At 71.0% G+C, this 22,855-nt stretch carries 19 protein-coding genes; 13 read left to right on the forward strand and 6 right to left on the reverse strand.

Annotated features, from left to right (window positions below):
* The first annotated feature begins 7 nt into the window (after positions 1-7).
* The 5 genes from ABIE45_RS24030 to ABIE45_RS24050 all read left to right on the forward strand — a co-directional run bounded on the left by ABIE45_RS24030 (position 8) and on the right by ABIE45_RS24050 (position 5,085).
* Positions 8-1,129, forward strand: coding sequence for a branched-chain amino acid ABC transporter substrate-binding protein (locus ABIE45_RS24030; RefSeq protein WP_192708834.1), 1,122 nt, complete (start codon positions 8-10; stop codon positions 1,127-1,129).
* 590 nt (positions 1,130-1,719) lie between these two features.
* Positions 1,720-2,643 (forward strand): amino acid ABC transporter substrate-binding protein, encoded by a 924-nt coding sequence (locus ABIE45_RS24035; RefSeq protein WP_192708835.1) that lies wholly within the window; start codon positions 1,720-1,722, stop codon positions 2,641-2,643.
* Between the two features lie 89 nt (positions 2,644-2,732).
* Entirely contained in the window at positions 2,733-3,455 is a 723-nt protein-coding gene (locus ABIE45_RS24040; RefSeq protein ID WP_192708836.1) for an amino acid ABC transporter permease, read from the forward strand.
* Between the two features lie 56 nt (positions 3,456-3,511).
* Positions 3,512-4,204: an ABC transporter permease subunit gene (locus tag ABIE45_RS24045; protein WP_192708837.1), complete on the forward strand. Its 693-nt coding sequence runs from the start codon at positions 3,512-3,514 to the stop codon at positions 4,202-4,204.
* Between the two features lie 152 nt (positions 4,205-4,356).
* A complete protein-coding gene (locus tag ABIE45_RS24050) occupies positions 4,357-5,085 on the forward strand; it encodes an amino acid ABC transporter ATP-binding protein (RefSeq protein WP_192709059.1) in 729 nt (242 codons plus the stop codon).
* A gap of 31 nt (positions 5,086-5,116) precedes the next feature.
* On the opposite strand, the gene ABIE45_RS24055 is transcribed toward ABIE45_RS24050, so the two are convergent.
* A complete protein-coding gene (locus ABIE45_RS24055) occupies positions 5,117-6,136 on the reverse strand; it encodes a gamma carbonic anhydrase family protein (protein ID WP_192709060.1) in 1,020 nt (339 codons plus the stop codon).
* 201 nt (positions 6,137-6,337) lie between these two features.
* Here ABIE45_RS24055 and ABIE45_RS24060 point away from each other — a divergent pair, with 201 nt between their 5' ends.
* Complete coding sequence (locus ABIE45_RS24060; RefSeq protein ID WP_373622592.1) at positions 6,338-6,805, forward strand: molybdenum cofactor biosynthesis protein MoaE; 468 nt, start codon at positions 6,338-6,340, stop codon at positions 6,803-6,805.
* A gap of 6 nt (positions 6,806-6,811) precedes the next feature.
* On the opposite strand, the gene ABIE45_RS24065 is transcribed toward ABIE45_RS24060, so the two are convergent.
* Positions 6,812-6,961: a hypothetical protein gene (locus ABIE45_RS24065; protein WP_192708839.1), complete on the reverse strand. Its 150-nt coding sequence runs from the start codon at positions 6,959-6,961 to the stop codon at positions 6,812-6,814.
* A 166-nt stretch (positions 6,962-7,127) separates the two neighbouring features.
* Between ABIE45_RS24065 and ABIE45_RS24070 the strand changes: the two genes are divergently transcribed.
* Positions 7,128-8,273, forward strand: a complete 1,146-nt coding sequence (locus tag ABIE45_RS24070) for an AI-2E family transporter (protein WP_192708840.1) — start codon at positions 7,128-7,130, stop codon at positions 8,271-8,273.
* 53 nt (positions 8,274-8,326) lie between these two features.
* On the opposite strand, the gene ABIE45_RS24075 is transcribed toward ABIE45_RS24070, so the two are convergent.
* Complete coding sequence (locus ABIE45_RS24075; protein WP_192708841.1) at positions 8,327-9,559, reverse strand: amidase; 1,233 nt, start codon at positions 9,557-9,559, stop codon at positions 8,327-8,329.
* Positions 9,560-9,670: 111 nt separating this feature from the next.
* On the opposite strand from ABIE45_RS24075, the gene ABIE45_RS24080 reads away from it, so the two are divergent.
* The 4 genes from ABIE45_RS24080 (at position 9,671) to ABIE45_RS24095 (ending at position 14,966) form a co-directional block, all read left to right on the forward strand.
* Positions 9,671-10,657, forward strand: coding sequence for an extensin family protein (locus ABIE45_RS24080; RefSeq protein ID WP_192708842.1), 987 nt, complete (start codon positions 9,671-9,673; stop codon positions 10,655-10,657).
* Positions 10,658-11,003: 346 nt separating this feature from the next.
* Positions 11,004-12,158 carry an MFS transporter gene (locus ABIE45_RS24085; RefSeq protein ID WP_373622593.1) on the forward strand — a complete coding sequence of 385 codons (1,155 nt, stop codon included), beginning with the start codon at positions 11,004-11,006 and terminating at the stop codon, positions 12,156-12,158.
* A 65-nt stretch (positions 12,159-12,223) separates the two neighbouring features.
* Positions 12,224-14,428, forward strand: a complete 2,205-nt coding sequence (locus ABIE45_RS24090; RefSeq protein ID WP_192708844.1) for a primosomal protein N' — start codon at positions 12,224-12,226, stop codon at positions 14,426-14,428.
* A 175-nt stretch (positions 14,429-14,603) separates the two neighbouring features.
* Positions 14,604-14,966 carry an STAS/SEC14 domain-containing protein gene (locus ABIE45_RS24095; RefSeq protein ID WP_192708845.1) on the forward strand — a complete coding sequence of 121 codons (363 nt, stop codon included), beginning with the start codon at positions 14,604-14,606 and terminating at the stop codon, positions 14,964-14,966.
* Positions 14,967-14,972: 6 nt separating this feature from the next.
* Here the strand turns inward: ABIE45_RS24095 and ABIE45_RS24100 are convergent, their stop codons facing one another.
* The 3 genes from ABIE45_RS24100 to ABIE45_RS24110 all read right to left on the reverse strand — a co-directional run bounded on the left by ABIE45_RS24100 (position 14,973) and on the right by ABIE45_RS24110 (position 18,618).
* Positions 14,973-15,362 carry a hypothetical protein gene (locus tag ABIE45_RS24100; protein WP_192708846.1) on the reverse strand — a complete coding sequence of 130 codons (390 nt, stop codon included), beginning with the start codon at positions 15,360-15,362 and terminating at the stop codon, positions 14,973-14,975.
* Positions 15,363-15,616: 254 nt separating this feature from the next.
* Positions 15,617-17,011, reverse strand: coding sequence for an amidase (locus ABIE45_RS24105; RefSeq protein ID WP_192708847.1), 1,395 nt, complete (start codon positions 17,009-17,011; stop codon positions 15,617-15,619).
* 5 nt (positions 17,012-17,016) lie between these two features.
* A complete protein-coding gene (locus ABIE45_RS24110) occupies positions 17,017-18,618 on the reverse strand; it encodes an ABC transporter substrate-binding protein (RefSeq protein ID WP_192708848.1) in 1,602 nt (533 codons plus the stop codon).
* A 208-nt stretch (positions 18,619-18,826) separates the two neighbouring features.
* On the opposite strand from ABIE45_RS24110, the gene ABIE45_RS24115 reads away from it, so the two are divergent.
* Together ABIE45_RS24115 and ABIE45_RS24120 are read left to right on the forward strand one after the other, a co-directional pair.
* Positions 18,827-20,371 (forward strand): acetolactate synthase large subunit, encoded by a 1,545-nt coding sequence (locus ABIE45_RS24115; RefSeq protein WP_192709061.1) that lies wholly within the window; start codon positions 18,827-18,829, stop codon positions 20,369-20,371.
* Entirely contained in the window at positions 20,368-22,827 is a 2,460-nt protein-coding gene (locus ABIE45_RS24120; RefSeq protein WP_192708849.1) for a penicillin acylase family protein, read from the forward strand. Before ABIE45_RS24115 ends, ABIE45_RS24120 begins: the two co-directional genes overlap by 4 nt.
* Positions 22,828-22,855: the final 28 nt, after the last annotated feature.

A 22,855-nucleotide genomic window follows, 5' to 3' on the forward strand; every position in this document is an offset into this window, starting at 1 on the left:
GTACGCGATGAGATCGATTCTGCTGGCCGGGCTCGCCCTCGGCGCGATGGTGGCGGCCGCGCAGGCCGCCGAGGTCAAGCTCGGCGTCGCCGCGCCGATCACCGGCAACAGCGCCGCCATTGGCGCGCAGCTCAAGAACGGGGCCAGCCAGGCGGTCGAGGACCTCAACAAGGCCGGCACCCTCAAGGGCACGACGCTCACCGTTACGGTCGGCGACGACGCCTCCGACCCGAAGCAGGGCGTCTCGGTGGCCAACAAGTTCGCCAGCGAAGGCGTGAAGATGGTCGTCGGCGACTACAATTCCGGCGTCTCGATCCCGGCCTCCGACGTCTACCTCGATGCCGGCATCATCCAGGTCACCCCCGCCTCCACGAACGTGAAGTTCACCGAGCGCGGCATGTGGAACACGTTCCGCACCTGCGGCCGTGACGACCAGCAGGGCGCGGTGGCCGGCACCTATCTGGCCGAGCACTTCAAGGGCAAGAAGATCGCCTTCGTCCACGACAAGACCCCCTACGGCAAGGGCCTCGCCGACGAGACCCTGAAGGCGCTCAAGGCCAAGGGCGGCAAGGAGGCGATGTACGAGGGCATCAACCCGGGCGAGAAGGATTATTCCGCGCTCGTGTCCAAGCTGAAGTCGGCCAACGTCGATGTCGTCTATTTCGGCGGCTACTACACCGAGGCCGGGCTGATCCTGCGCCAGATGCGCGACCAGGGCCTCAAGGCGCCGATGATGGGCGGCGACGGCATGGTCGACCGCGAGCTCGTGGCGATCGCGGGTCCGGCCGCCGAGGGCACGCTGACCACCTTCCCGCCGGACGCCCGCAAGAACCCGAACGCCAAGGGCGCGCTGGCCGCCTTCAAGGCCAAGAACATCGACCCCGAGGGCTACACCCTCTACTCGTACGCGGCCGTTCAGGTCCTGGCCAAGGCCATGGCCGAGACCGGCTCCAGCGACGGCAAGAAGCTCGCCGAGTGGCTGCACCAGGGCAAGGCGGTAGACACGGTGGTCGGCCCGATCGCCTACGACAAGAAGGGCGACATCACCCGGCCCGACTACGTCATGTACGAGTGGAAGAAGGGCGCCGACGGCAAGATCGACTACAGCGGCAACGAGCTGACGAAGTAAGCCGCACGGGCCGCGACCACCGTCATTCCGGGACGCCGCAGGCGGATCCGGAGTCCAGACCCGCCGTCATCGCCAGGGCTTGGCGCGCCGGCGGCCATGGATCCCGGGTTCCGCTGCGCGGCCCCGGGATGACGGGGTGGTCGTTTGGTCCGATCACGCGCCAACCGAATAAGTGAAGTTCCGGGATCGGTGAGTCTCGGCACGCTGTCGTTCTGTAAGTCTCAAGCCGTTTTCGCCTCGCAGGACTGTGCGGGGCGGCACTGTCGTTTTCTATGCCGTGGATTCGTCAGCCAAGTTGGCGGATCGGTCCTCTACACCGCGTGCGTACGCCTAAGAAGTGTGCATGATGCCGGCGGCGCGGGCGATGGGCCGGCTCGACGCCTGGGAGGAGGCCATGAGGACGGCGGGGATCGCGTCTGCGGACGTGCGCACGAGCTTGGCCGCGCCCTCTCCGTACTCGGCCGCAGCGCCGCGCGGCCCCTCGACCCGTCTCCCGGCACCATCATTGCAAAGGCGTCGCCCGAGCGGGCGGGCCCGCGTGCGCCGCCGCCAGCCGACACCGTTCGGCCTGATCCAGGAGTTCCGTACCGATGCAGTCTGATTTCACTCGCCGCGGCGTTGCCGCGGCGCTGGGCCTGACCTTCGCCCTGGCCCCGATGGGCCTGCAGGCGCAGGAGCTGACCGGCACCCTCAAGAAGGTGAAGGATTCCAACGCCATCGTCATCGGCTACCGTGACGCGTCCGTGCCGTTCTCGTATCTCGGCGGCGACCAGAAGCCGGTCGGCTACGCGATGGACATCTGCTTCAAGATCGCCGACGCCGTGAAGGCCAAGCTCAACCTCCCGAATCTCGAGGTGAAGCTGAACCCGGTCACCTCCGCCACCCGCATCCCGCTGATGGCGAACGGCACCATCGACCTCGAGTGCGGCTCGACCACCAACAATGCCGAGCGCGAGAAGCAGGTGTGGTTCACCAACTCGCACTTCCTGACCGCGACCCGCTACGTCTCGAAGAAGTCGGCCAACCTGCACACGATCGAGGACCTGAAGGGCAAGACCGTCGTGTCGACCTCGGGCACCACGAACATCAAGCAGATCAACGAGGCCAACACGGAGCGGAAGCTCGGCCTGACGATCCTGCCGGCCAAGGACCACGCCGAGGCGTTCCTGATGGTCGAGACCGGCCGCGCCGCCGCCTTCGTGATGGATGACGTGCTGCTCGCCTCGCTCGCCGCCTCGTCGAAGGACCCGTCGGCCTACGAGATCTCCACCGAGGCCCTGTCGAAGCCCGAACCCTACGGCATCATGCTGCGCAAGGACGACACGGAGTTCAAGAAGGTCGCGGACGACGCCACCGCCAAGCTCTACACGAGCGCCGAGGGCAAGGCCCTCTACGACAAGTGGTTCACCCAGCCGATCCCGCCGCGCAACATCAACCTCAACCTGCCGATGAGCGCGGAGATGAAGAAGCAGTTCACGACGCCGATCTCCAGCCCCGATCCGGCGGCCTACTGAGATCCGTTCGGTACGGTTTCATGCCATGATGCGCACCGCGGGCTCCGGCCTGCGGTGCGTCTCTATAAGTTCACAGTAGAAGCGGCGCGATGAACTACAACTGGAACTGGCGGATCTTCTTCGACGCCTCGCCGGAGGGCAACGGCACGTATCTCGACATGCTGCTCTCGGGGCTCATGTGGACGATCACGACCGCGCTCTGCTCCTGGGTGATCGCCTTCTTCCTGGGGTCCCTGATCGGCGTGCTGCGGACCCTGCCGTCGAAGCCCGCGAACGCCATCGGCACCGCCTACGTGGAAGTGTTCCGCAACGTGCCGCTGCTGGTGCAGATGTTCCTCTGGTACTTCGTGCTGCCCGAAGTGGTCCCGACCCGGATCGGCGACGCGATCAAGCAATTGCCCGACGCGCCGTTCTACACGGCGGTGGTCTGCCTCGGCTTCTTCACCGCCTCGCGCGTCGCCGAGCAGGTCCGCGCCGGCATCCAGTCGCTGCCGCGGGGCCAGCGCATGGCCGGCACCGCCATGGGCTTCACGACCTACCAGACCTACCGCTACGTCCTGCTGCCCAACGCCTACCGGATCATCCTGCCGCCGATGACCTCGGAATTCCTCAACAACCTGAAGAACACGTCGGTGGCGCTGACCATCGGCCTCCTCGAGCTGACCGCCCGCGCGCGCTCGATGCAGGAATTCTCCTTCCAGGTGTTCGAGGCGTTCACGGCGGCGACGATCCTCTACGTGATCATCAACCTCGTGGTCGTCACGGCGGCGACCTTCCTGGAGAAGGCGGTGACGATCCCCGGCCAGCGCTGACGGCCACCCGCTTCCGCCCCGCCACCCCGCCCGACGGCCACCGGTAACAGGCCCCGATGCTCTCGAATTTCGATTTCTCCGTCATCGTCTCGTCCCTGCCCTACCTGTTCGGTCAGGGCATGGTCTTCACCGTGACGCTCACCGCCATGGCGGCCGTGGGCGGCGTGATCATCGGCACGCTTCTGGCGATGGCGCGGCTCTCGGGCATTCCCGGCGTCAGCCATCTCGCCAAGGGCTATGTCGAGCTGTGCCGCTCGCTGCCCCTCGTGCTGGTGATCTTCTGGTTCTACTTCCTGGTGCCGTATATCGGCGCCTACGTGACCGGATCGACGACGCCGATCCAGGTGGGCGCCTTCCCGTCGGCGCTGATCACCTTCATGGCCTTCGAGGCCGCCTACTTCTCGGAGATCATGCGGGCGGGCATCCAGTCGATCCCGAAGGGGCAGACCGCCGCCGCGCAGGCGCTGGGGATGAACTACTGGCAGACCATGGGCAACGTCGTCCTGCCCCAGGCCTTCCGCAACATGCTGCCGCTGCTGCTGACCCAGACCATCGTGCTGTTCCAGGACACGTCCCTGGTCTACGTCCTGTCGCTCACAGACTTCATGGGCGCCGCCTCGAAGGTGGCCCAGCGCGACGGCCGCCTCGTCGAGATGTATATCTTCGCGGCCGTGGTCTATTTTGCGATCTGCTTCTCGGCCTCGTTCCTGGTGCGCCGCCTGCAGCGCCGCGTGGCCATCATCCGCTGACCGACACTGGAGACCGTGTCATGACCTCGTCCCCGATGCCGGCCCCCACCGCCGCCGAACCCGTCGTCGATGCGGCCCACGCGCCGAAGGATGCCGGCCTGCAGTCCGGCAGTCTGATCTCCGGCGCGCCCGTCGCGGCGCCCGGCGAGACGATGATCGCCATCGACAACATCAGCAAATGGTACGGCGACTTCCAGGTGCTGACCAACTGCACCACGAAGGTCGCCAAGGGCGAGGTCGTGGTCGTCTGCGGCCCGTCGGGCTCCGGCAAGTCGACCCTGATCAAGTGCGTCAACGCCCTGGAGCCGTTCCAGAAAGGCCAGATCACGGTGGCGGGCACCAAGGTCGCCGACAAGGCGACCAACCTGCCGAAGCTCCGCTCCCGGGTCGGCATGGTGTTCCAGCACTTCGAGCTGTTCCCGCACCTGTCGATCACCGAGAACCTCACCATCGCCCAGCGCAAGGTTCTTGGCCGCGGCGCCGAGGACGCGAAGAAGCGCGGCCTCGACCTGCTCGCCCGGGTCGGCCTCAGCGCCCACGCGAACAAGTTCCCGGGCCAGCTCTCGGGCGGCCAGCAGCAGCGCGTGGCGATCGCCCGGGCGCTCGCCATGAACCCGGTGGTGATGCTGTTCGACGAGCCGACCTCGGCGCTCGACCCCGAGATGGTCGGGGAAGTGCTCGACGTGATGGTGGAACTCGCCAAGGAGGGCATGACCATGATGGTCGTGACCCACGAGATGGGCTTCGCCCGCAAGGTCGCCGACCGGGTGATCTTCATGGATCGCGGCGAGATCGTCGAGGACGCCCGGAAGGACGAGTTCTTCGGCAGCCCCCGCTCCGAGCGGGCGCAGACCTTCCTGTCGAAGATCCTGCAGCACTGAGGGCGGCGGGAGAGCCGAGGACGGCCGGGCGCTAGGCCAGCGCCTCCTGCGCGGCCCGGTATTCCCGACCGTGCTGGCAATAGCCCTCGACGATGCGGATCATCATCGCGCGCTTCTCGGCATCGAGGGGCGCGAGGATCCGTGCAGGGCGGCCGCCCCAGAGATAGCCGGCCTCCAGGATCTGGCCGGGATCGGTGGTGGCGCCGGCCGCCAGCATGACGTCGTCGGCGATCAGGGTGCCGGACGTGATGCTCGCGCCGATGCCGATCAGGGAGCGCGCGCCGATCCGGCAATCGGTCATGCGGACATTGTGGGCGATCGTCGTGTCCCGCCCGATCACGACGCCCTCGCCCCGGGTGCGGATCACCGTGTTGTCCTGGATGTTGGTGTCGGCGCCGACCACGATCGGGCCGACCTCGGCGTTGAGATCGCAGCAGAACAGCACGCTCGTGCCAGCCCCCAGGCTGACGCGCCCGCGCAGATGGGCGGTGCGCGCCACGAACACGCTGGCCTCGATCTCGGGCGCCTCTCCGGCCGGGAGCGCGGGACCGTCTCCCATCCGCTCGCGCAGCCGCTCGGCGCGCTCGGCGACCTCGTCCGGCCCCACCGGCCGGCTCTGCCGCGCGGGGCTGCCGGCATAGGCGTGGCCGCCGGCCAGGTTCGCCCGCGGGAAGACGGTCGAACCCGCCTCGATCACCGTCCCGTCGCCGATCGTCGCGCCGTCGAGGATCACCACGTCGTCCTCGATCACCACGTCGGAGCCGACCGTGCAGGCATGCACGACGCTGTTGCGCCCGACCGTCACCCGGTCGCCGACCTGCGTCCCCTGTGCGAAGGTGGCGATGTGGACGGTCGAGCGGTGGCCGAGCCAGAAGCGGTCCCCCAGGACGACGCTCTGCCCGTCGGCCCGGATCACCGCCTCGTCGCCGATCCAGGCCTGCGCGCCGATCCGGGCCGCGCCGATCACCGTGCTGCCGCGGCCGCACCAGACGGGTCGGCTGGCGAAATCGGGCTGGACGCCGTCGTAGGGCAGGATCAGGTCGGGGGTCACACGGGTATCCTTCTCCACCGCCGGCCGGATCACGCGCGGTGATCCGGACAACCGCGCACAACGCACCGGACACGCGGCGACCGCATGGGACGGCGTCCTGCGGCGCGGCAGGGCGCGGCAGACCGTGTCATATAGGGGCACGGGCCGGCGTGACAGGCGCGGGGCTGGCCCGCAAAGCCGCGAAAACCTATGGATCGCACCATGAGCGCGACCGTTCCGAGCATCGACATCCAGGCCGAGCCCTTCGACACCGCGGCCGAGATCGCCCGGATCGGTGCCGAACTCGGCGGCCGCGCCGGCGCCGTCGTGACCTTCACGGGCTTGTGCCGAGACGAGGACGGGCGCCTGGCGGCGCTCGAACTGGAGCATTATCCCGGCATGGCCGAGGCGGAGATCCTCCGGGTCGCCGAGGAGGCCGTGGCGCGCTGGCCGCTCCAGGCCCTGCGGGTGATTCACCGGCACGGGCGCGTGCGCCCGGGCGACGGGATCGTGCTCGTGGTCACCGCCTCCAGCCACCGGGTCGCCGCCTTCGAGGCGGCGGACTTCCTGATGGACTACCTCAAGACCCGCGCCCCGTTCTGGAAGCGCGAGCACTTGGCCGACGGAACCACCGGCGGTTGGGTCGCGGCGACCACCCAGGACGATGCGGCGGCCGGCCGGTGGGGCTGAGGCAGCCTACACGATCAGGGCGTTCAGCAGCACGGCCACGGCCGCGCCGGCGACCGCGATACCCAGGATGATGACGCTGCTGAGCTGGTCGCCGTTATCGACGGTCCGGCCGGGGCCGAGGGAGCGGGTCGGGGTCTCGCCGTACGGGCTGCTCATGTCGGGCTCTCCTGAGGGGCCGGCCCCCATCGGGCCGGCCGTCACGCGGGCGGACAACGCGCGACGGGCCGTCCGGTCCCGCCGCCGCCGCGCACAGGCCGCGCGCCGACCGCACTTGACCCCGGCGGGTCCGCGGCGTTCGTGAGTCCGCGGCGCAGGAGCGATGATGTCAGACGGAAAGATTCAGGATTTCGAAGGCCCGGTCGGGCCCTGGCGCGGCGTGGCGCCGCTCGCCGTGTCGGGCATCGCGGTCGTCTGCTTCGTGGCGGCGCTGGCGCTCGCCTGGATGTCGGTGGGCACGCTCCTGCTGATCTTCGCCGGCGTGCTCCTCGGGGTCTTCCTCGACGGCCTGACGCGCGGGCTCGGCCGCGTTTTGCCCCTGCCCCGCGGCGTGCGGCTGACCATCGCCAGCCTTGCGGTCGCGGTCGCGGTGATCGGCTTCGCCAGCTACGGCGGCGCCACGATCGTGCAGCAGGGGCGCGACCTCGGCACCACGATCAAGGATCAGGCCGGCACGGTGACCGGCTGGCTTGCCGAGCGCGGCATCGACGTTCCGAACCTGTCGCAGCAGGGCGGCGGAAAGGACGGCTCGACGGAATCCAGCCAGCGCGAGGGCGGCCTCGGCGGCCTCGCCAACGGATTGCTCAAGGGCGGCAGCTCGTTCGTCTCCGACGCGGGCAGCGTCCTGGGCCCGGCGGCCACGGTGATCCTCGGGCTGTTCGACGCGCTGGGCAACGTCCTGGTGATCGCCTTCCTCGGGCTCGCCTTCGCGGCCGATCCGAAGGCCTACCGCGACGGGGCGGTCCGGTTCGTGCCGCCGCAGGGGCGCTGGCGGGCGACGCAGGTCCTCGATGGGGCCGGCGAGACCCTGCGGCACTGGCTGTTCGGCCAGCTGATCATCATGGCGGTGATCTTCGTGTGCACCTGGGCGGGTCTGGCCTTCCTGGGGATCGGCGGGGCGCTGATCCTGGGGCTTCAGGCGGGCCTGCTCGCCTTCGTGCCCACGGTCGGGCCGCTGGTGGCGGGCATCGTGATCGTGCTCGCCGCCCTCGCCTCGGGTACCAAGGCGGTGATCGGCGCCGTGGGCGTGTACCTCGCGGTGCAGTGCCTGGAGAGCTACGGCCTGACGCCGTTCATCCAGAAGCGGGCGCTGGACATCCCGCCGGCGACGATCTTCGCCGGGCAGCTGATCCTGGGCGTGATCTTCGGCCTGTGGGGGATCGCCCTCGCCCTGCCGCTGATGGCGGTGATCAAGGTCCTGCTGGAGCAGCTCTACGTAGAGGACACCCTCCACGAGCAGCCGAGCAGCTGAGCGCCGTCGTTCCGGGCTCCGCTTCGCGGTCCCGGAATGACGGGCGCGGCCGGTCAGCGGCGCAGGGCGTCCTCGATCATCCGGGCGACCGCCAGGGCCCGGCCGTCATCGCCGAATCGGCCGATCACCTGCACGCCCACCGGCAGCCGATGGCCCGGCACCGGCACGTTCACGCACGGCACGCCCATCAGCGTCCAGAGCTGGTTGAAGCGGGGATCGCCGGTGAAGGCGAGCGTCGCGGGCGCCGGGCCGGGGGCCGAGAAGGTCAGGATCGCGTCGTAATCCGTGAACAGGCTCTTGAGCACCCGCCGGGCGCGATGGGCGTGGCGACGGGCATCGTCGTATTGGGCGGGGCTGAACGCCTCGCCCGCATCGAGATGCTCCCGGACCCGCGGCGGCAGCGCGTCGGCCTGGGTGTCGTACTCCCAGGCGAGCGCCAGCCGGCCCTCGTAGTTCTGGATGATCCGGTGGCGCTCCCAGGCCTGCGCCAGCTCGGCCGGCAGCGCGAGGTCCGTGACCCGCGCGCCCGCCCGCTCGGCCGCCTGCCGGGCCTGCGCCAGGGCGGCCTCGGCGTCGGGCTCAGGGGCCTCGGCGAAATCCTGGCGCACGAGACCGATGCGGGGCGCCGAGCCGGCCTCGGCGCCGTCGATCTCCGGCCGGCCGGTCACCAGCGCCAGGGCGTGGGCGACGTCCGCGACCCCGGCGGCGAACAGGCCGACCGTGTCGAGCGCCCAGGAATAGGTCTTCACCCCCACGGTCGGGATCAGCCGGAACGACGGCTTCACCGCCGCGCAGCCGCAATAGCTCGCCGGCCGGATCACCGAGCCCGCCGTCTGCGTGCCCAGGGCCAGGGGCAGCATCCCGGCCCCGACGGCGGCAGCCGAACCCGCCGAGGAGCCGCCCGGGGTGTGGCCGGGATCGTGCGGGTTGACCGTCTCGGTCGGGTCGCTGCTGGCGAAGGCCGTGGTGGTCGTCTTGGCGAGCGCGACGGCGCCGAGCCGCTTCAGCCGGCTGACCACGGCGGAGTCGCCCCGGGGCGTCCAGCCCGCGTAGATCGACGAGCCCATCTGGCTCGGCAGGCCGGCGCTGTCGATGATGTCCTTCACGCCGACCGCGATGCCGGCGAGGGGGCCGGCCTCCGGGATCGCGGGCGCCGGATCGAGGGTGACAAGGGCGCGCAGGTCCGGCTCCCGCGCGGCGATCGCGGCGCGACACAGGTCGATCGCGCCCGCGGGCGTCAGGGTGCCGGCTGCGATGCGGGCGCGAAGGTCGAGGAGCGAAAGCATAATGCATTCAGTCCGCGGTCCGGCGCGCTGTCAACCGAGCCGCCACAGGCCGCGTCATTCCAAAAACGCCGTTGACGAACGCTTTACGCGAAAGTGCGCATCGTCCGTGTCATGTGGCGTGGCGTATCCTTGTTCTCGGCCCTGGCGCTGTTCGGCGCGGGCCTCACCGCGTGCTCGATCAACCGTTTCGAGCGACGCGACCCGTGGCGCGATCAGGCGGAGCAGGTCTGCCTGGCCAAGAAGCTCGTCGAGCCGTCGGAGTTCATCACGCCCATTGCGGCGATGGACGGTCCGGGACCCTGCGGGATGCAGCAGCCCTTCCGGGTGACGCGGCTCGCCGGCGGTTCCGTGGTGCTGAAGCAGCGGATGACGCTCGGCTGCCCGGCGCTGGCCGAGGCCGAGGCGTGGCTCGCCGATACGATCCAGCCGGCCGCCAACCTCTATTTCGGCGTGCCCGTGGCCGAGATCAACGCCGGCTCCTATTCCTGCCGCGGCCGCAACAACCAGCCCGGCGCCAAGCTCTCCGAGCACGGCTTCGGCAATGCCATCGACGTGATGTCGATCAAGCTCGCCGACGGTCACGTGATCACCGTCAAGGGCGGCTGGCGCGGCACGGAAGCCGAGCAGGGCTTCCTGCGCGAGATCTTCCTCGGCGCCTGCCAGCGCTTCACCACGGTGCTGGCGCCCGGCTCGAACGTCTTCCACTACGATCACATTCACGTGGACCTCGCCCGGCACGACCCGCGCGGGCTGAAGCGGATCTGCCAGCCGCTGATCAAGTTCACGCCGCAGCTCGGCACCGGCGTCGAGCGGCCCTTCTCCCGCCCGGTCCCGCCCCCGCGCCAGCCGGCCGCCCCGCAGGCGCCCGTGGATGTCGAGGAGGACGATCCGTACGGCGTCTCGCCGATGTCGCGGGCCGCCAGCCCGACCCAGGTCGCCCGCGCACCGGCGCGCCTGCCGGCGGCCTCGGCCTACACCTCGGCGCCCCCGGCCCGGCCGGCGCCGCGGGTCGCGACCGTCGCCCCCGAGGAACCCGAAGAGGTGTCCGACGAGCCGCTTCAGCTCGGCGCGCCGCAGAGCACCGGGCCGATCTACTAGGGCTTCGACTGTCCGGGTTGCGCCTCGCTTCGCGAGCGGGGCGTTGGCGGGCTGCGATAAGGAGCGTCTGTCCCATTCCCGCCCTCATCCTGAGGTGCCGGAGCGCAGCGGAGGCCTCGAAGGAGGCTTCCAGGGATCGCGCGGCTGGCTGGAACCCTCCTTCGAGGCGGCTTCGCCGCACCTCAGGATGAGGCCGCGGAGGGGATGATGCGACCGGGCGCAGTAACCGGCTTCCTGCCGTTGGCCGTCCCCACGTGATCGGGAACGGCCCTCAGGACGCAGACCGGCTTCGAGACACTGACGCCCACCCGCCCCGCAATGCTACGCTCCGCGCATGCGGGCGGGGGTGAACAGGGCGAGACGGCGCGGCGGGCTTGCCCGATTCCTGCTCCTGTACGCGGCGCTCTACGGAGCCTATGGCGGCCTGTCGCCGATCCTTCCGGCGTTCCTGGCGGCGCGCGGCCTGGATCCCGGCGCGATCGGCGTCCTGCTCGCCGCCGCGGGCGCCCTGCGCCTCGTGATCGGCCCGCTGGCCGGGTCGGTCGCGGACCGGCGCGGCGCGGGCCGTCCGATCCTGGCGGCGAGCCTCGCGCTGGCGGGCCTGGCCACCCTGGCCCATCTCCCGGGCACCGGGTTCGCCCAGCTGATCGGCCCGGCCCTCCTCTACGCGGCGGGGACGGCCGCCCCGGCGCCGCTGGCCGACGCGCTCGCGCTCGCCGCCGCGCGGGGCGGGACCGCGTTCCAGTACGGCTGGGTCCGCGCCGCCGGCTCGGCCGCCTTCATCGTCGGGACCGGCGCCGCGGGCTGGCTGATCGGGATCGTGGATCTCGCCGCCGCCCTGGCGGCGAGCGGAATCCTGTTCCTGGCCGCCGCCGCGGCGGCGCTGGCCTTGCCGGCGGTGTCGGCCGCGCCGGTCGAGACCCGGCCGCTGCTGCGCGGTTTCGCCGACCTGGTCCGTCGCCCGCGCTTCCGCCGCACCGTGCTGGCGGCCGCCCTGGTAATCGGCGCCCACGCCCTGCATGACGGCTTCGCCATGATCCTGTGGCGCGCGTCCGGGATCGGGGCCGGCACGGCCGGCCTGCTCTGGTCGGTGTCGGTGGCGGCCGAGGTGCTGGTCTTCCTGCTGGTCGGGCCGCTCCTGCTGGCGCGGATCGGGCTCCCGGCCGGCGTCGCGGTGGCGGCCTGCGCCGGCGCGCTGCGCTGGGCGGTGCTGGGCTCGACCGTCGCCGTGCCGTGGCTGGCCGCCGCGGAGGCGCTGCACGGCTTGAGCTTCGCCCTGCTGCACCTCGCCTGCCTCGGCCTGATCGAGGAATCGACGCCGTCCCACCTGCGCGCGACCGCGCTCGCGCTCTACGGCACCTTCGGCCTCGGCCTGTCGGGCGTGCTGGCGACCCTGGCCTCCGGGGCGCTCTACGGATCCTTCGGCGCCCGGGCCTTCTGGGCGATGGCCGCCCTGAGCCTCGCCGCCCTGCCGCTGGTCCCCGGGTTGCGGCGTCGCTGAGGCGGGGGGTTCTTTTTCCGAGCCTGTGGTACGGACCCGGAACGGAGCCGCCCGAAAAGCCCTGCATGCCCATCGTCGCCGAGATCCTGATCCCGCTGGCCCTCGATACGCCCTACAGCTACGTGGTCCCGGCCGGGCTGGAGCTTGCGGCAGGCGACGTCGTGCAGGTACCGCTGGGTCCGCGCGAGATCGTCGGGGTCGTCTGGGGGCTGGCCGAGACCGCCGGCGGCTCGAACCTGCGTCCGGTGACCGGCCGCCTGCCCTACCCGCCGCTCTCGGAGCCGTTGCGCAGCCTCGTCGACTGGATCGCCCGCTACACGCTGGCGCCGAAGGGCTCGGCGCTCGCCATGGTGCTGCGCCTGCCCGATGAGGCGGCCGCCGCCGAGACCGTCCGGGTCGCGGTGCGGATCACCGACAAGCCCCCGTCCCGGCCCACGCCGGCCCGGACCAAGGTGCTGGCCGTCGCCATGGATGGCGCCCTGCGCGGGAAGAGCGCGCTGGCCAAGGAGGCGGGCGTCTCGCTCTCTGTGGTCGACGGCCTCATCGATGACGGCGTCCTGGAGACCGTTGCGGTCGAGCCCGAGCCGGTCGCGCCGCCACCTGACCCCGACTTCCCGCGGACGCCGCTCTCTCCTGCTCAGGCCGAGGCCGTGGCGGCGCTGATCGAACCGTTCCCCTGGAAGCCGTCCCCGCCCGCAGATCGCCCCGAGCTCGCGGAAACCGACCTCCGGCCGGTCCTGCTGGAGGGCGTCACCGGCTCCGGCAAGACCGAGGTCTATTTCGAGGCGGTGGCCGCCTGCATCCGGGCGGGCCGGCAGGCGCTGATCCTGATGCCGGAGATCGCCCTGACGGCGCAGTTCCTCGACCGGTTCGCGGCCCGGTTCGGGGTGCGGCCGGCGGCGTGGCATTCCGGGATCGGCGGCAAGCGGCGCGAGCGCCTGCGGGCCGCGGTGGCCGAGGGCGAGGCGCTCGTGGTGGTGGGTGCGCGCTCGGCCCTGTTCCTGCCCTTCGCCCGTCTCGGCCTGATCGTGGTCGATGAGGAGCACGAGACCGCCTACAAGCAGGAGGACGGCGTCCACTATCACGCCCGCGACATGGCGGTGGTGCGCGGGCGGCTGGAGGGCTGCCCCGTGGTGCTGACCTCGGCGACGCCGGCGATCGAGACCCGGGTCAATGCCGCCCGGGGGCGCTACCGGCACGTGCGGCTGCCCGAGCGCTTCGGTGGACGGCGGCTGCCCGACATCGCCGCCGTCGACATGCGCCTCGACCAGCCCGAGCGCGGCCGCTTCCTGAGCCCGCCGCTGGTCAGCGCCGTGAAGCACACCCTGGAGCGTGGCGAGCAGGCGCTGCTGTTCCTCAACCGGCGGGGCTACGCGCCGCTGACCCTGTGCCGGGCCTGCGGGCACCGCTACCAGTGCAAGAACTGCTCGACCTGGCTGGTGGAGCACCGGTTCCGCCGGGCGCTCGTCTGCCACCAGTGCGGTTACGCCGAGCGCCGGCCGGAGGCCTGCACCGAGTGCGGCACCTTCGACAACCTCACCGCCTGCGGGCCGGGCGTCGAGCGGATCGCCGAGGAAGCCGCTGCGCTGTTTCCGGACCGGCGCGTCGTCGTGCTGTCGAGCGACTTTCCCGGCGGCGCCGAGCGCCTGCGGCAGGAACTCGACGCGGTGGCGGCCGGGGAATGCGATGTCGTCATCGGCACGCAGCTCGTGGCGAAGGGCCACAATTTCCCGTTCCTGACCCTGGTCGGCGTGCTCGATGCCGATATCGGCCTGACCTCGGGCGACCCGCGGGCGGCGGAGCGGACCTTCCAGTTGCTCCAGCAGGTGACCGGCCGCGCCGGTCGCGGCGAGAAGCCCGGCCGGGCCCTCGTCCAGACCTATCAGCCGGACCATCCGGTGATCGCGGCCCTGCTGTCGGGCGACGCCGAGCGCTTCTACGCCGAGGAGATCGAGGCCCGCGAGGCGGCCGGCCTGCCGCCGTTCGGGCGGCTCGCGGCGCTGATCGTCTCGGCCAGCGAGCGCGAGGTGGCGGAGGCGCACGGGCAGGCGCTGGCCCGCGCCGCCGAGCCGCCCGAGGGCGTGATGGTCCTGGGGCCCGCCGAGGCGCCGCTGGCCCTGGTGCGCGGGCGATACCGCTTCCGGCTCCTGGTGAAGACCGAGCGCAACGTCGACCTGCAAGGCTACCTGCGCGCCTGGATCGCCCGCGGCCCGAAGGTGCGCGGCAACGTCCGGGTCGCCATCGATGTCGACCCGCAGAGCTTTTTGTAGGAGACTTCGCGGGCTTCCCGGCGAAGCCGAAGCCGGATCGCCCGCCGGAAGTATGAGAGCAGGGGTTCAGAGCCGTGTCCGATCGCGGCGCGATCGGGTATGGCTCTTGCCACGGGCGGCGGACCCTGGCCGGAGACCGGCGACGGGACGCGGGCGGTTCCCGGAGGAGCGATCAGTGCTGACCTACACCAAGACGCCGGATTCCAATGTCGCCGAGATCGTGGTCGACGGGAAGATCACCGACGAGGAGATGAACGCGGCGATGACCGCCATGAAGGCCGACCTCGACAAGGGCGGCAAGATCAAGCTGCTGGAGGATATCCGCGCCTTCGAGGGCATGGAGCCGGCGGCCTTCTTCAAGGACCCGCGCTTCGGCTTCTCGATGATGAAGAGCGTCAGCCACGTCGCCCTGGTGACGGACGCACCGTGGCTGAAGGCGCTCGCCGAGACGTTCAACTTCGTCTCGCCGACCCAGATCAAGGTCTTCGACCGCGCCCGCCTCGACGAGGCGCGCACCTGGCTCGCCGCGGCGGCCTGAGCGCCGTCAATCAGCCTGCGCGGTGCGGGTGTCGCTGCGCCGCGCGGTCCAGTGGCCGGAGCAGAGGGACGACACCTTCCAGGTGCCCGCACCGCTGCCGGACTGGAGCCGCCCGGTCCCGGTGCCGCTCGCCGTCCCGTTGCTGACGGTCAGCCCGACGCTGCCGTCGGCGCCGACATGCCCGTTCACCCGGGCACCCGCGCCGCCCGAGATGAGCTGCACCTGCCCTTCACGGATGGCGAGGGCGTAGGTGTACCGGGCGCTGCACAGGCCGCTCTCCGTCACCAGCTCCACCGACCAGCGCCCGTTATGCGTGCTCGGCTCCGCGCTGGCGGGCCGGCATGTCGGAAGGGTCAGGCCGGCGGCGAGGGCCGCGACCGCGGTCAGCTTGATCATGCGGGGAAACTCTCGACGTTGTGCGCGCCGCCTCGTGCAGCGCGCGTGATCAGTCTCGTTGATGAAGGATGACGCGAGCCTGAACGAAAGAAACGGCGAGAGTATGACCGCGAGCGGTTCGATGACGACTGGCATCGGCCGGCGCGATGACGCGATGAATAGTCAAGCTCGCGACGGCCGATGCTGAGACCTAGTCTCGGAAGCCGGACGTTCTTCCACCGCGCGCCGGCTTCTCATCTGGAGCGCGGCCGGCGCTATCCTACCGGCGGCCGGCGCAGGTGCCAGTCGGTCGCGCGCTGGTAGGCCTGCCCGATCCGCAGGGCCATGGCCTCGTCGTAGGCCCGGCAGACGATCTGGAGCGACAGCGGCAGGCCGGAGGCGGTGAAGCCGTCCGGCAGAGCCAGGGCGCAGAGATCGAGCAGATTGCCGAACCGAGTGAAACGGGACGGCAGATGCGCCTCGTCCACCTCGGACAGAGCCACGGCCGCGCATTCCGTCGTCGGCGTCAGCAGGGCGTCGATCCCGTCCAGGGCGGCCGCGTAGTGCAGCTTCATCGCGGCGCGGCGATGAAGCGTGCCGAGATATTCCTGCGCCGAGACCTTGGCGCCGGCCAGGATCCGGGCCCGGACGGCGTCACCGAGCTGCGCGGCTGGATCTTCGGCCAGCGCGCCGTTGACGAAATAGGCCTCGGCATTCGTGATGCCGCTCATCGCCACGCAGTCGCTGAACCGGAACGGCAACGCGACATCGACGATCTCAGCCCCCTGCCCGGCGAGGACATCCAGAGCCGCGTCGTAGGCGGCCAGCATGTCGGCGGCGACGCCCTCCCGCTCGGCCGCCGGCATGCGCCCGAGCCGCAGGCCGCGCACGCCGCGGTCGAGCGTCGCCCAGGGCGCGTCCGGCTGGATGCCGCGGGTGGTCGGATCGAGGGGGTCGGGTCCGGAGATCGCCTCGTAGAGGAGTGCGGCGTCCTCTACGGTACGGGCCAGCGGACCGGGCGAGTCCAGCGTGGTCGAGAGCGGCACGATCCCCCAAGTCGAGACGCGCCCCACCGTCACCTTGAGGCCCGTCAGCCCGCAGAAGGCGGAGGGCAGGCGCACCGAGCCGCCGGTATCGGTGCCGATGCCCCAGGGCGCCATCCGGGCGGCGACCGCGACGCCGGTGCCGCTGCTCGATCCGCCGGGCGTGCGCGGCGTCTCGACATCCCAGGGATTCCAGGGCGTTCCGAGATGCTGGTTGGTGCCCCAGCCGCCGTAGGCGAACTCCACCGTGTGGGTCTTGCCGAGGACGATCATGCCCTGGCCGATCAGCCGCCGGGCGATCGTGGCCGTGCGCTCGGCCCGGCGCGCCCGGTGGGCGGCGGAGCCGCCCATGGTGATCCGGCCTTCCAGGTCGATCAGGTCCTTGAGCACCACCGGGACGCCGTGCAGCGGTCCCACCGCGTGGCCCGACCGGATCGCCCGGTCGGCGCCTTCGGCGGCGAGTCGCGCGTCGGCGCCGAAGACCTCCGTGAAGGCCTGGAGCTTCGGCTCCAGCTGCTCAACCCGGCCGAGCAGCGCGTCGACCGCGTCGACCGGCGAGAGGCTGCGCGACCGGATCGCTTGGCCGAGCTCGGCCGCGGAGGCGTGGACGGGATCGATATCGGGCATCGGGATTACTGCACGCTGACGAGGGTGAGGTCGACGAACCAGGATTGCGGCGAGACGAAGCCGTGGATCTTCTTCGACATCCCGCGGGGATTGAGGTCGTGGACGACGAACAGCCACGGCGGATTGTCCACCAAGCGCTCGTGGGCGATCTTGGTCTGCGCGTCGATCACCTTGGCATCGGTCGTCTCGGCGAGCGCCTTGAGGGCGGCGTCGAACTGGTCGTCCTTCCAGGTCGGGAAGTTGAAGCCGTTCGGCGGGAACCGGTCGCCCGCGAAGTAGCGCGCCATGACGGCGGCGTCCGACGAGGGCGAGGAGACGTTGAGCGCCATCGCGCCCTGGAGGCTCGGCGCGTCGGGCAGCGCCCGGCCGCCGTTCAGCAGCACCTGCCACTCGACCACATTGAAGCTGACGTCGACGTTGCAGGCCTGCTTCAGGTTCTCCTGAAGGTACTCGTTCATCGGCATCGGCAGCATCTGGCCCGAGCCGGAGGAGGAGATCATCACCTTGAGGCTGAGCGGCTTCTTATCGGTGTAGCCGGCCTCGGCCAGGAGCGCCTTCCCCTTGGCGGCGTCGAACGTGTAGCGGTTTTTCGGGGTGCCGAAATTCGGGTCCTTGTCGTTGAGCCAGCCTGAGGCCGGCTCGGCCGTGCCGTTGAGCAGCTCGACGATGCCGGCCCGGTCGATGCAGTAATTCAGACCCTGCCGGACGCGGACGTCCTTCAGCGGGCTGTCCTTGGCGCCGATGTTGAAGAAATAGGGCCAGACATGCGGGTACGAGCCCGTGGTGATGGTGAAGCCCGCCTGCTTCAGCGACGGGATCGCGTCGGGGGCCGGGACCTCGATCCAGTCGACCTGACCGGCTCGCAGCGCCGCCACTCGGGCGTTGGCCTCCGGGATCGGCATCAGCCGGACCTTGTCGACCTTGGCCATCCGGTTCGGGTCCCAGTAGCCGTCGTTTCTGGCAAGATCGACCGCCTCCCGGGGCGCGACGCGGGTGATCCTGAACGGGCCCGTGCCGGCCGCCGGCAGCGCGGCCACCTTGCTCCAGTCGCGCCCGGCCTTGTCGAACGAGGCCGGCGAGGTGAACAGCAGGTAGACCACCATGTAGGGGAAGTAGGACGCCACCTGCGTGGTGGTGATCTGGACCGTCGCGTCGTCGATCTTCTTGTAAGATCCGACGATCGGCGCCCGGGCGCGGGAGATGCCGGCGGCCTGCGCCTCGAATTGCGGGCTGTCGTTCCTGAAGTAGCGGTCGAGGTTCCAGATCACCGCATCGGCGTTGAACGGCGTGCCGTCATGGAACTTGACCCCCTGGCGCAGGTGGAAGGTCCAGACTGCCTTGTCGTTCGGATCCTGCTCCCAGCTTTCGGCGAGCGCCGGGACGATGCCGGCGAGCTTGGTGGTGCTCTTGAGGTCCCACTGCACCAGCCCCTCGAAGATCGGGTAGCCGAGGAAGCGCATGCCCTCGAAGCCGTTGTTCGGCATGCCGGTGGTCGTGGGGATGTCGGACGCCGTCATGGCGATGCGCAGCACGCTCTCGGCGCTGGCCGGCGCGGTCAGAGCGACGGTACCGGCCAGGGCGGCGGCAATCAGGCGGCGAATTGTCATGTGCTTCCATTCGTCGAAGTTGCGGCGCGCCAACCGCAAATCCCGCGCCACGCTCAGGCTTAGGCCCTGCGTCCGGCGAACAGAAGATGCCGGACGTCGCCCCTTGCGCGTGGCGCCGGCTGCGCCACGATAATAAAAAATGCGAGTCACCGGCCGGCTGGGCCGGCGCGCGAGGGAGCTGCCCGTGAGCGATGGAACGCCGAGCACCATGAACGGGGCCGAGAGCCTCGTTCGGACCCTTGTGGAGGGTGGGGTCGAGGTCTGCTTCACCAATCCCGGCACCTCGGAGATGCACTTCGTCGCCGCCCTGGACCGGGTCGAGGGCATGCGCTGCGTCCTGTTCCTGTTCGAGGGCGGGGCGACCGGCGCGGCGGACGGCTACGCCCGCATGGCCGACAAGCCGGCCTCGACGCTGCTCCATCTCGGGCCCGGCCTCGCCAACGGGCTCGCCAATCTCCACAACGCCAAGAAGGCGCGCACCCCCGTCGTCAACATCGTCGGCGAGCACGCGACCTATCACCGGGAATACAACGCGCCGCTGACCTCCGACATCGAGGGTCTGGCCCACCCGATGTCGTCCTGGGTGCGGACCGGGATGAGTGCCGGCGAGATCGGCCCGGACGGCGCCGCCGCCATCGCGGCCGCCCGCACCGCCCCGGGTCAGGTCGCGACCCTGATCCTGCCGGCCAACACCGCCTGGGATCCCGGCACCGGGCCGGCGCCCGTGCCCGATATCCCCGCGCGGGCAAAGGCCGGCGACGACGCGATCGCGGCCGCCGTGAAGGCGCTTCACAGCGGCGAGAAGGTGCTCCTGCATCTCGGCGACCGGGCGGTCCGGAGCGAGGGCCGGGTGCTCGCCGACCGGATCGCCCGCAAGACCGGCGCGCAGATGCTGGCGATGACCTCCAATGCCCGGATCGACCGCGGCGCCGGCACCGTGCCGATCGAGCGCCTGCCCTACCCGATCGACCAGGGCATCGCGGCGCTGAAGGATTTCCGCCACATCATCCTGATCGGCGCGACCCCGCCGGTGGGCTTCTTCGCCTATCCCGGCAAGCCGAGCCTGCTGGCGCCGGAGGGCAGCACGACGATCACGCTGGCGACCCCCGAGGAGGACCAGATCGACGCCCTGGAGCGGCTGGTCGAGGCCGTCGCGGCTCCGCCGGCCGAGCCGGTCGCCGTCGGGCCCCGCCCGAAGCTCCCGGCCGCCGGCCCCCTCGATCAGGACACGATCGGGCAGGTGCTCGGCGCGTTGATCCCGGAGGGCGCGGTGATCTGCGACGAGTCGATCACCACGGGCCGGAACTTCTTCGCCCTTACCCGGGATGCGGCGCCCCACACCTGGCTCCAGCTCAGCGGCGGCTCGATCGGGCTCGGCATCCCGATGGCGACCGGCGCGGCCGTCGCCTGCCCGGATCGCAAGGTGATCAACCTCCAGGCCGACGGCAGCGGCCTCTACACCGTGCAGGCGCTCTGGACCCAGGCTCGCGAGCGCTTGGACGTGGTGACGCTGGTCTGGTCGAACCGGTCCTACGCGATCCTGCGGGCGGAGCTCGCCAATGTCGGCGCCCTCAATCCCGGCCCCAAGGCGCTCAGCATGCTGAGCCTCGACGAGCCGGCAGTGGATTGGGTGAGCCTCGCCAAAGGCTTCGGGGTCGAGGGGCGGCGAGTCGAAACGCTCGCCGACTTCATCGCGGCGTTCGAGCACGCTCTGGCCAATCCGGGGCCGCACCTCATCGAAGTGGCTCTGTGAGCGGGACCCAATACCCGCTCCCCGAGCTGGATGGCCCGGTCGAGATCCGGGTCGATCGCTGGGGGCTGGCGCATATCCGGGCCGGCACCGCGCTCGATGCCTTTCGGGCGCAGGGGTTCAACGCCGGCCGGGACCGGCTCTGGCAGCTCGACCTGTGGCGCAAGCGCGGCCTCGGCCTGCTGGCGGCTGATTTCGGGCCCGGCTACCTCGCCCAGGACCGCGCCGCCCGGCTGTTCCTCTACCGCGGCGACATGGCGGCGGAATGGGCTGCCTACGGGCCGCAGGACACGAAGGCGATCGTCACGGCCTTCGTGGAGGGGCTGAACGCCTACGTGGCGCTCACCGCGGCGCGGCCCGAGCTGCTGCCGCCGGAATTCACCCTGACGGACACGCGCCCGGCCCGCTGGCAGCCGGAGGACGTGGTGCGCATCCGCAGCCACGGCCTGGTCCGCAACGTCCTCTCCGAGGTCGCCCGCGCCAGGGTACTGGCCCGCGCAAAATCCCGGAAGGCCGGGCTTGCCGCCGACGATTTGCGCAAGCGCGTCAGCCCGCCGCACGAACCGGTCATCCCGGACGGGCTCGACGCGGCGGACTGGCCGGACGACCTCCTCGACGATTTCCGACTCGCCACGGCGACGGTCGGGTTCTCCCCCGAGCGCCTGGCGGCCGCCCGCGACGATGCCTGGGCCTGGAGCAAGGTCGATGCGCACGGCACCGTCACCCGCGGTCCGCGCGCCGCCCCGAAGGAGCCGGCCGAGGGCTCGAACAACTGGGTGGTCGGGCCCGCCCGCAGCGAGACCGGCCGCCCGATCCTCGCGAGCGACCCGCACCGGGTCTACCTGCAGCCGTCCCTGCGCTACGCGGTCCACCTCACCGCCCCGGGTCTCGACGTGATCGGGGCCGGCGAGCCGGCGCTCCCGGGCATCTCCATCGGCCATAACGGCCACGCGGCCTTCAGCCTGACCATCGCGCCGATGGATCAGGAGGATCTTTTTGTCTGTGCGACCGACCCGGCCGATCCCGATCGCTACCGGTCTGGCGATGGCTGGGAGAGGATCGCGCGCATCACGGAAAGCATCCCGGTGCGCGGCGGGCCGGACGAGACCGTGGTGCTGGGCTTCACCCGGCACGGGCCGATCATCCGCGAGGCCGGGGGCCGCGCCTTCGCGTTGCGGACCGTCTGGTCGGAACCGGGCGCTGCCGCCTATCTCGGCAGTCTCGCCTATCTCGGCGCCACCAGCCCCGAGGCCTTCGGCGCGGCCCTGCGTCACTGGTCGGCGCCCTCGGTCAATCAGCTCTACGCCGACGCGACCGGCCGGATCGCGTGGTTCATGGCCGGCAAGGCGCCCGTCCGGCCGGCCCATGACGGTCTGCTGCCGGTTCCGGGCGATGGCCGCTACGACTGGGCCGGCTTCCACGATCCGGCCGCCCTGCCCCGCAGCGTCGACCCGGAGACGGGCTGGCTCGCCACCGCCAACGAGATGAACCTGCCGCCGGACTTTCCGGCCGAGGACCGCAAGGTCGGGTTCGAGTGGGCCGAGCCCTGGCGCGCCCGCCGCATCCGGGCGGTGCTCGGCGGGCAGACCCGGCACAGCCTCGCCGACTCGCAGGCGCTCCAGGCCGACATCGTCTCCGAGCCGGCCCTGCGTCTCGCCGATCTGATACGGGCGCTGCCGGCGCCCTCGGATCCCGATGACGCCTCCGCCCGGGCCCTGCTGGCGGCGTTCGACGGGGCGCTGCATCCTGACTCCGCGGCGGCCGCCCTGATCGAGGTCCTGTGGGTCCACCACCTGCGCCCGTCGCTGCTCGGCGCACTGGTGCCCGATGCCGGAACGCGCCGCCTGCTGCCGCCGGGCGACACGCAGAGCCTGATCGAGCGGCTGGAGACCAGTCTCGACCCGGCGGTGCGCGACGCGCTGTTGGCGGAGGCCTTGGGTGCCGCGTTCCGCGACTGCCTGGAACGGATGGGGCCGGATCCCATGGGCAGGCTCGCACCGGAAGCGGCAGGCGCCGTCACGCCCTCCCCTACAGAGGGGGGCGGCCGGGGTGCGGAGACGACCGCGCATCCCGAACCCCGCGCAGGCTGGTCCTGGGGCCGCCTGCACCACGCGCTGTTCGCCCATCCCCTCACCGCGCTTGAGAAGCCCGAAACCCGCTGGGATGTCGGGCCGCTGCCCGTGGGCGGGTCCGCGGCATCGGTCATGCACGCGGAGTACCGGACCGACACGTTCCGGCTCACCCACGGCGCCTCGTTCCGCATGGTCGTGGACGTGGGGGACTGGGACAAGTCGGTCTTCATCAACGTTCCGGGCCAGTCGGGAGACCCGCGAAGCCCGCACTACGCCGACCTCGCCCCGGTCTGGGGCGCCCAGGATCATGTGCCGATGCTCTACGGCCGCGCGGCCGTGGATGCAGCGACCGAGACGATCATCACCTTGAGCCCGTGCGCGTCCTGACCGGGCCGTCGGGACGGATTGGGACAGA

Source organism: Methylobacterium sp. OAE515 (assembly GCF_041806315.1).
Taxonomy (GTDB): Bacteria; Pseudomonadota; Alphaproteobacteria; order Rhizobiales; family Beijerinckiaceae; genus Methylobacterium; species Methylobacterium tardum.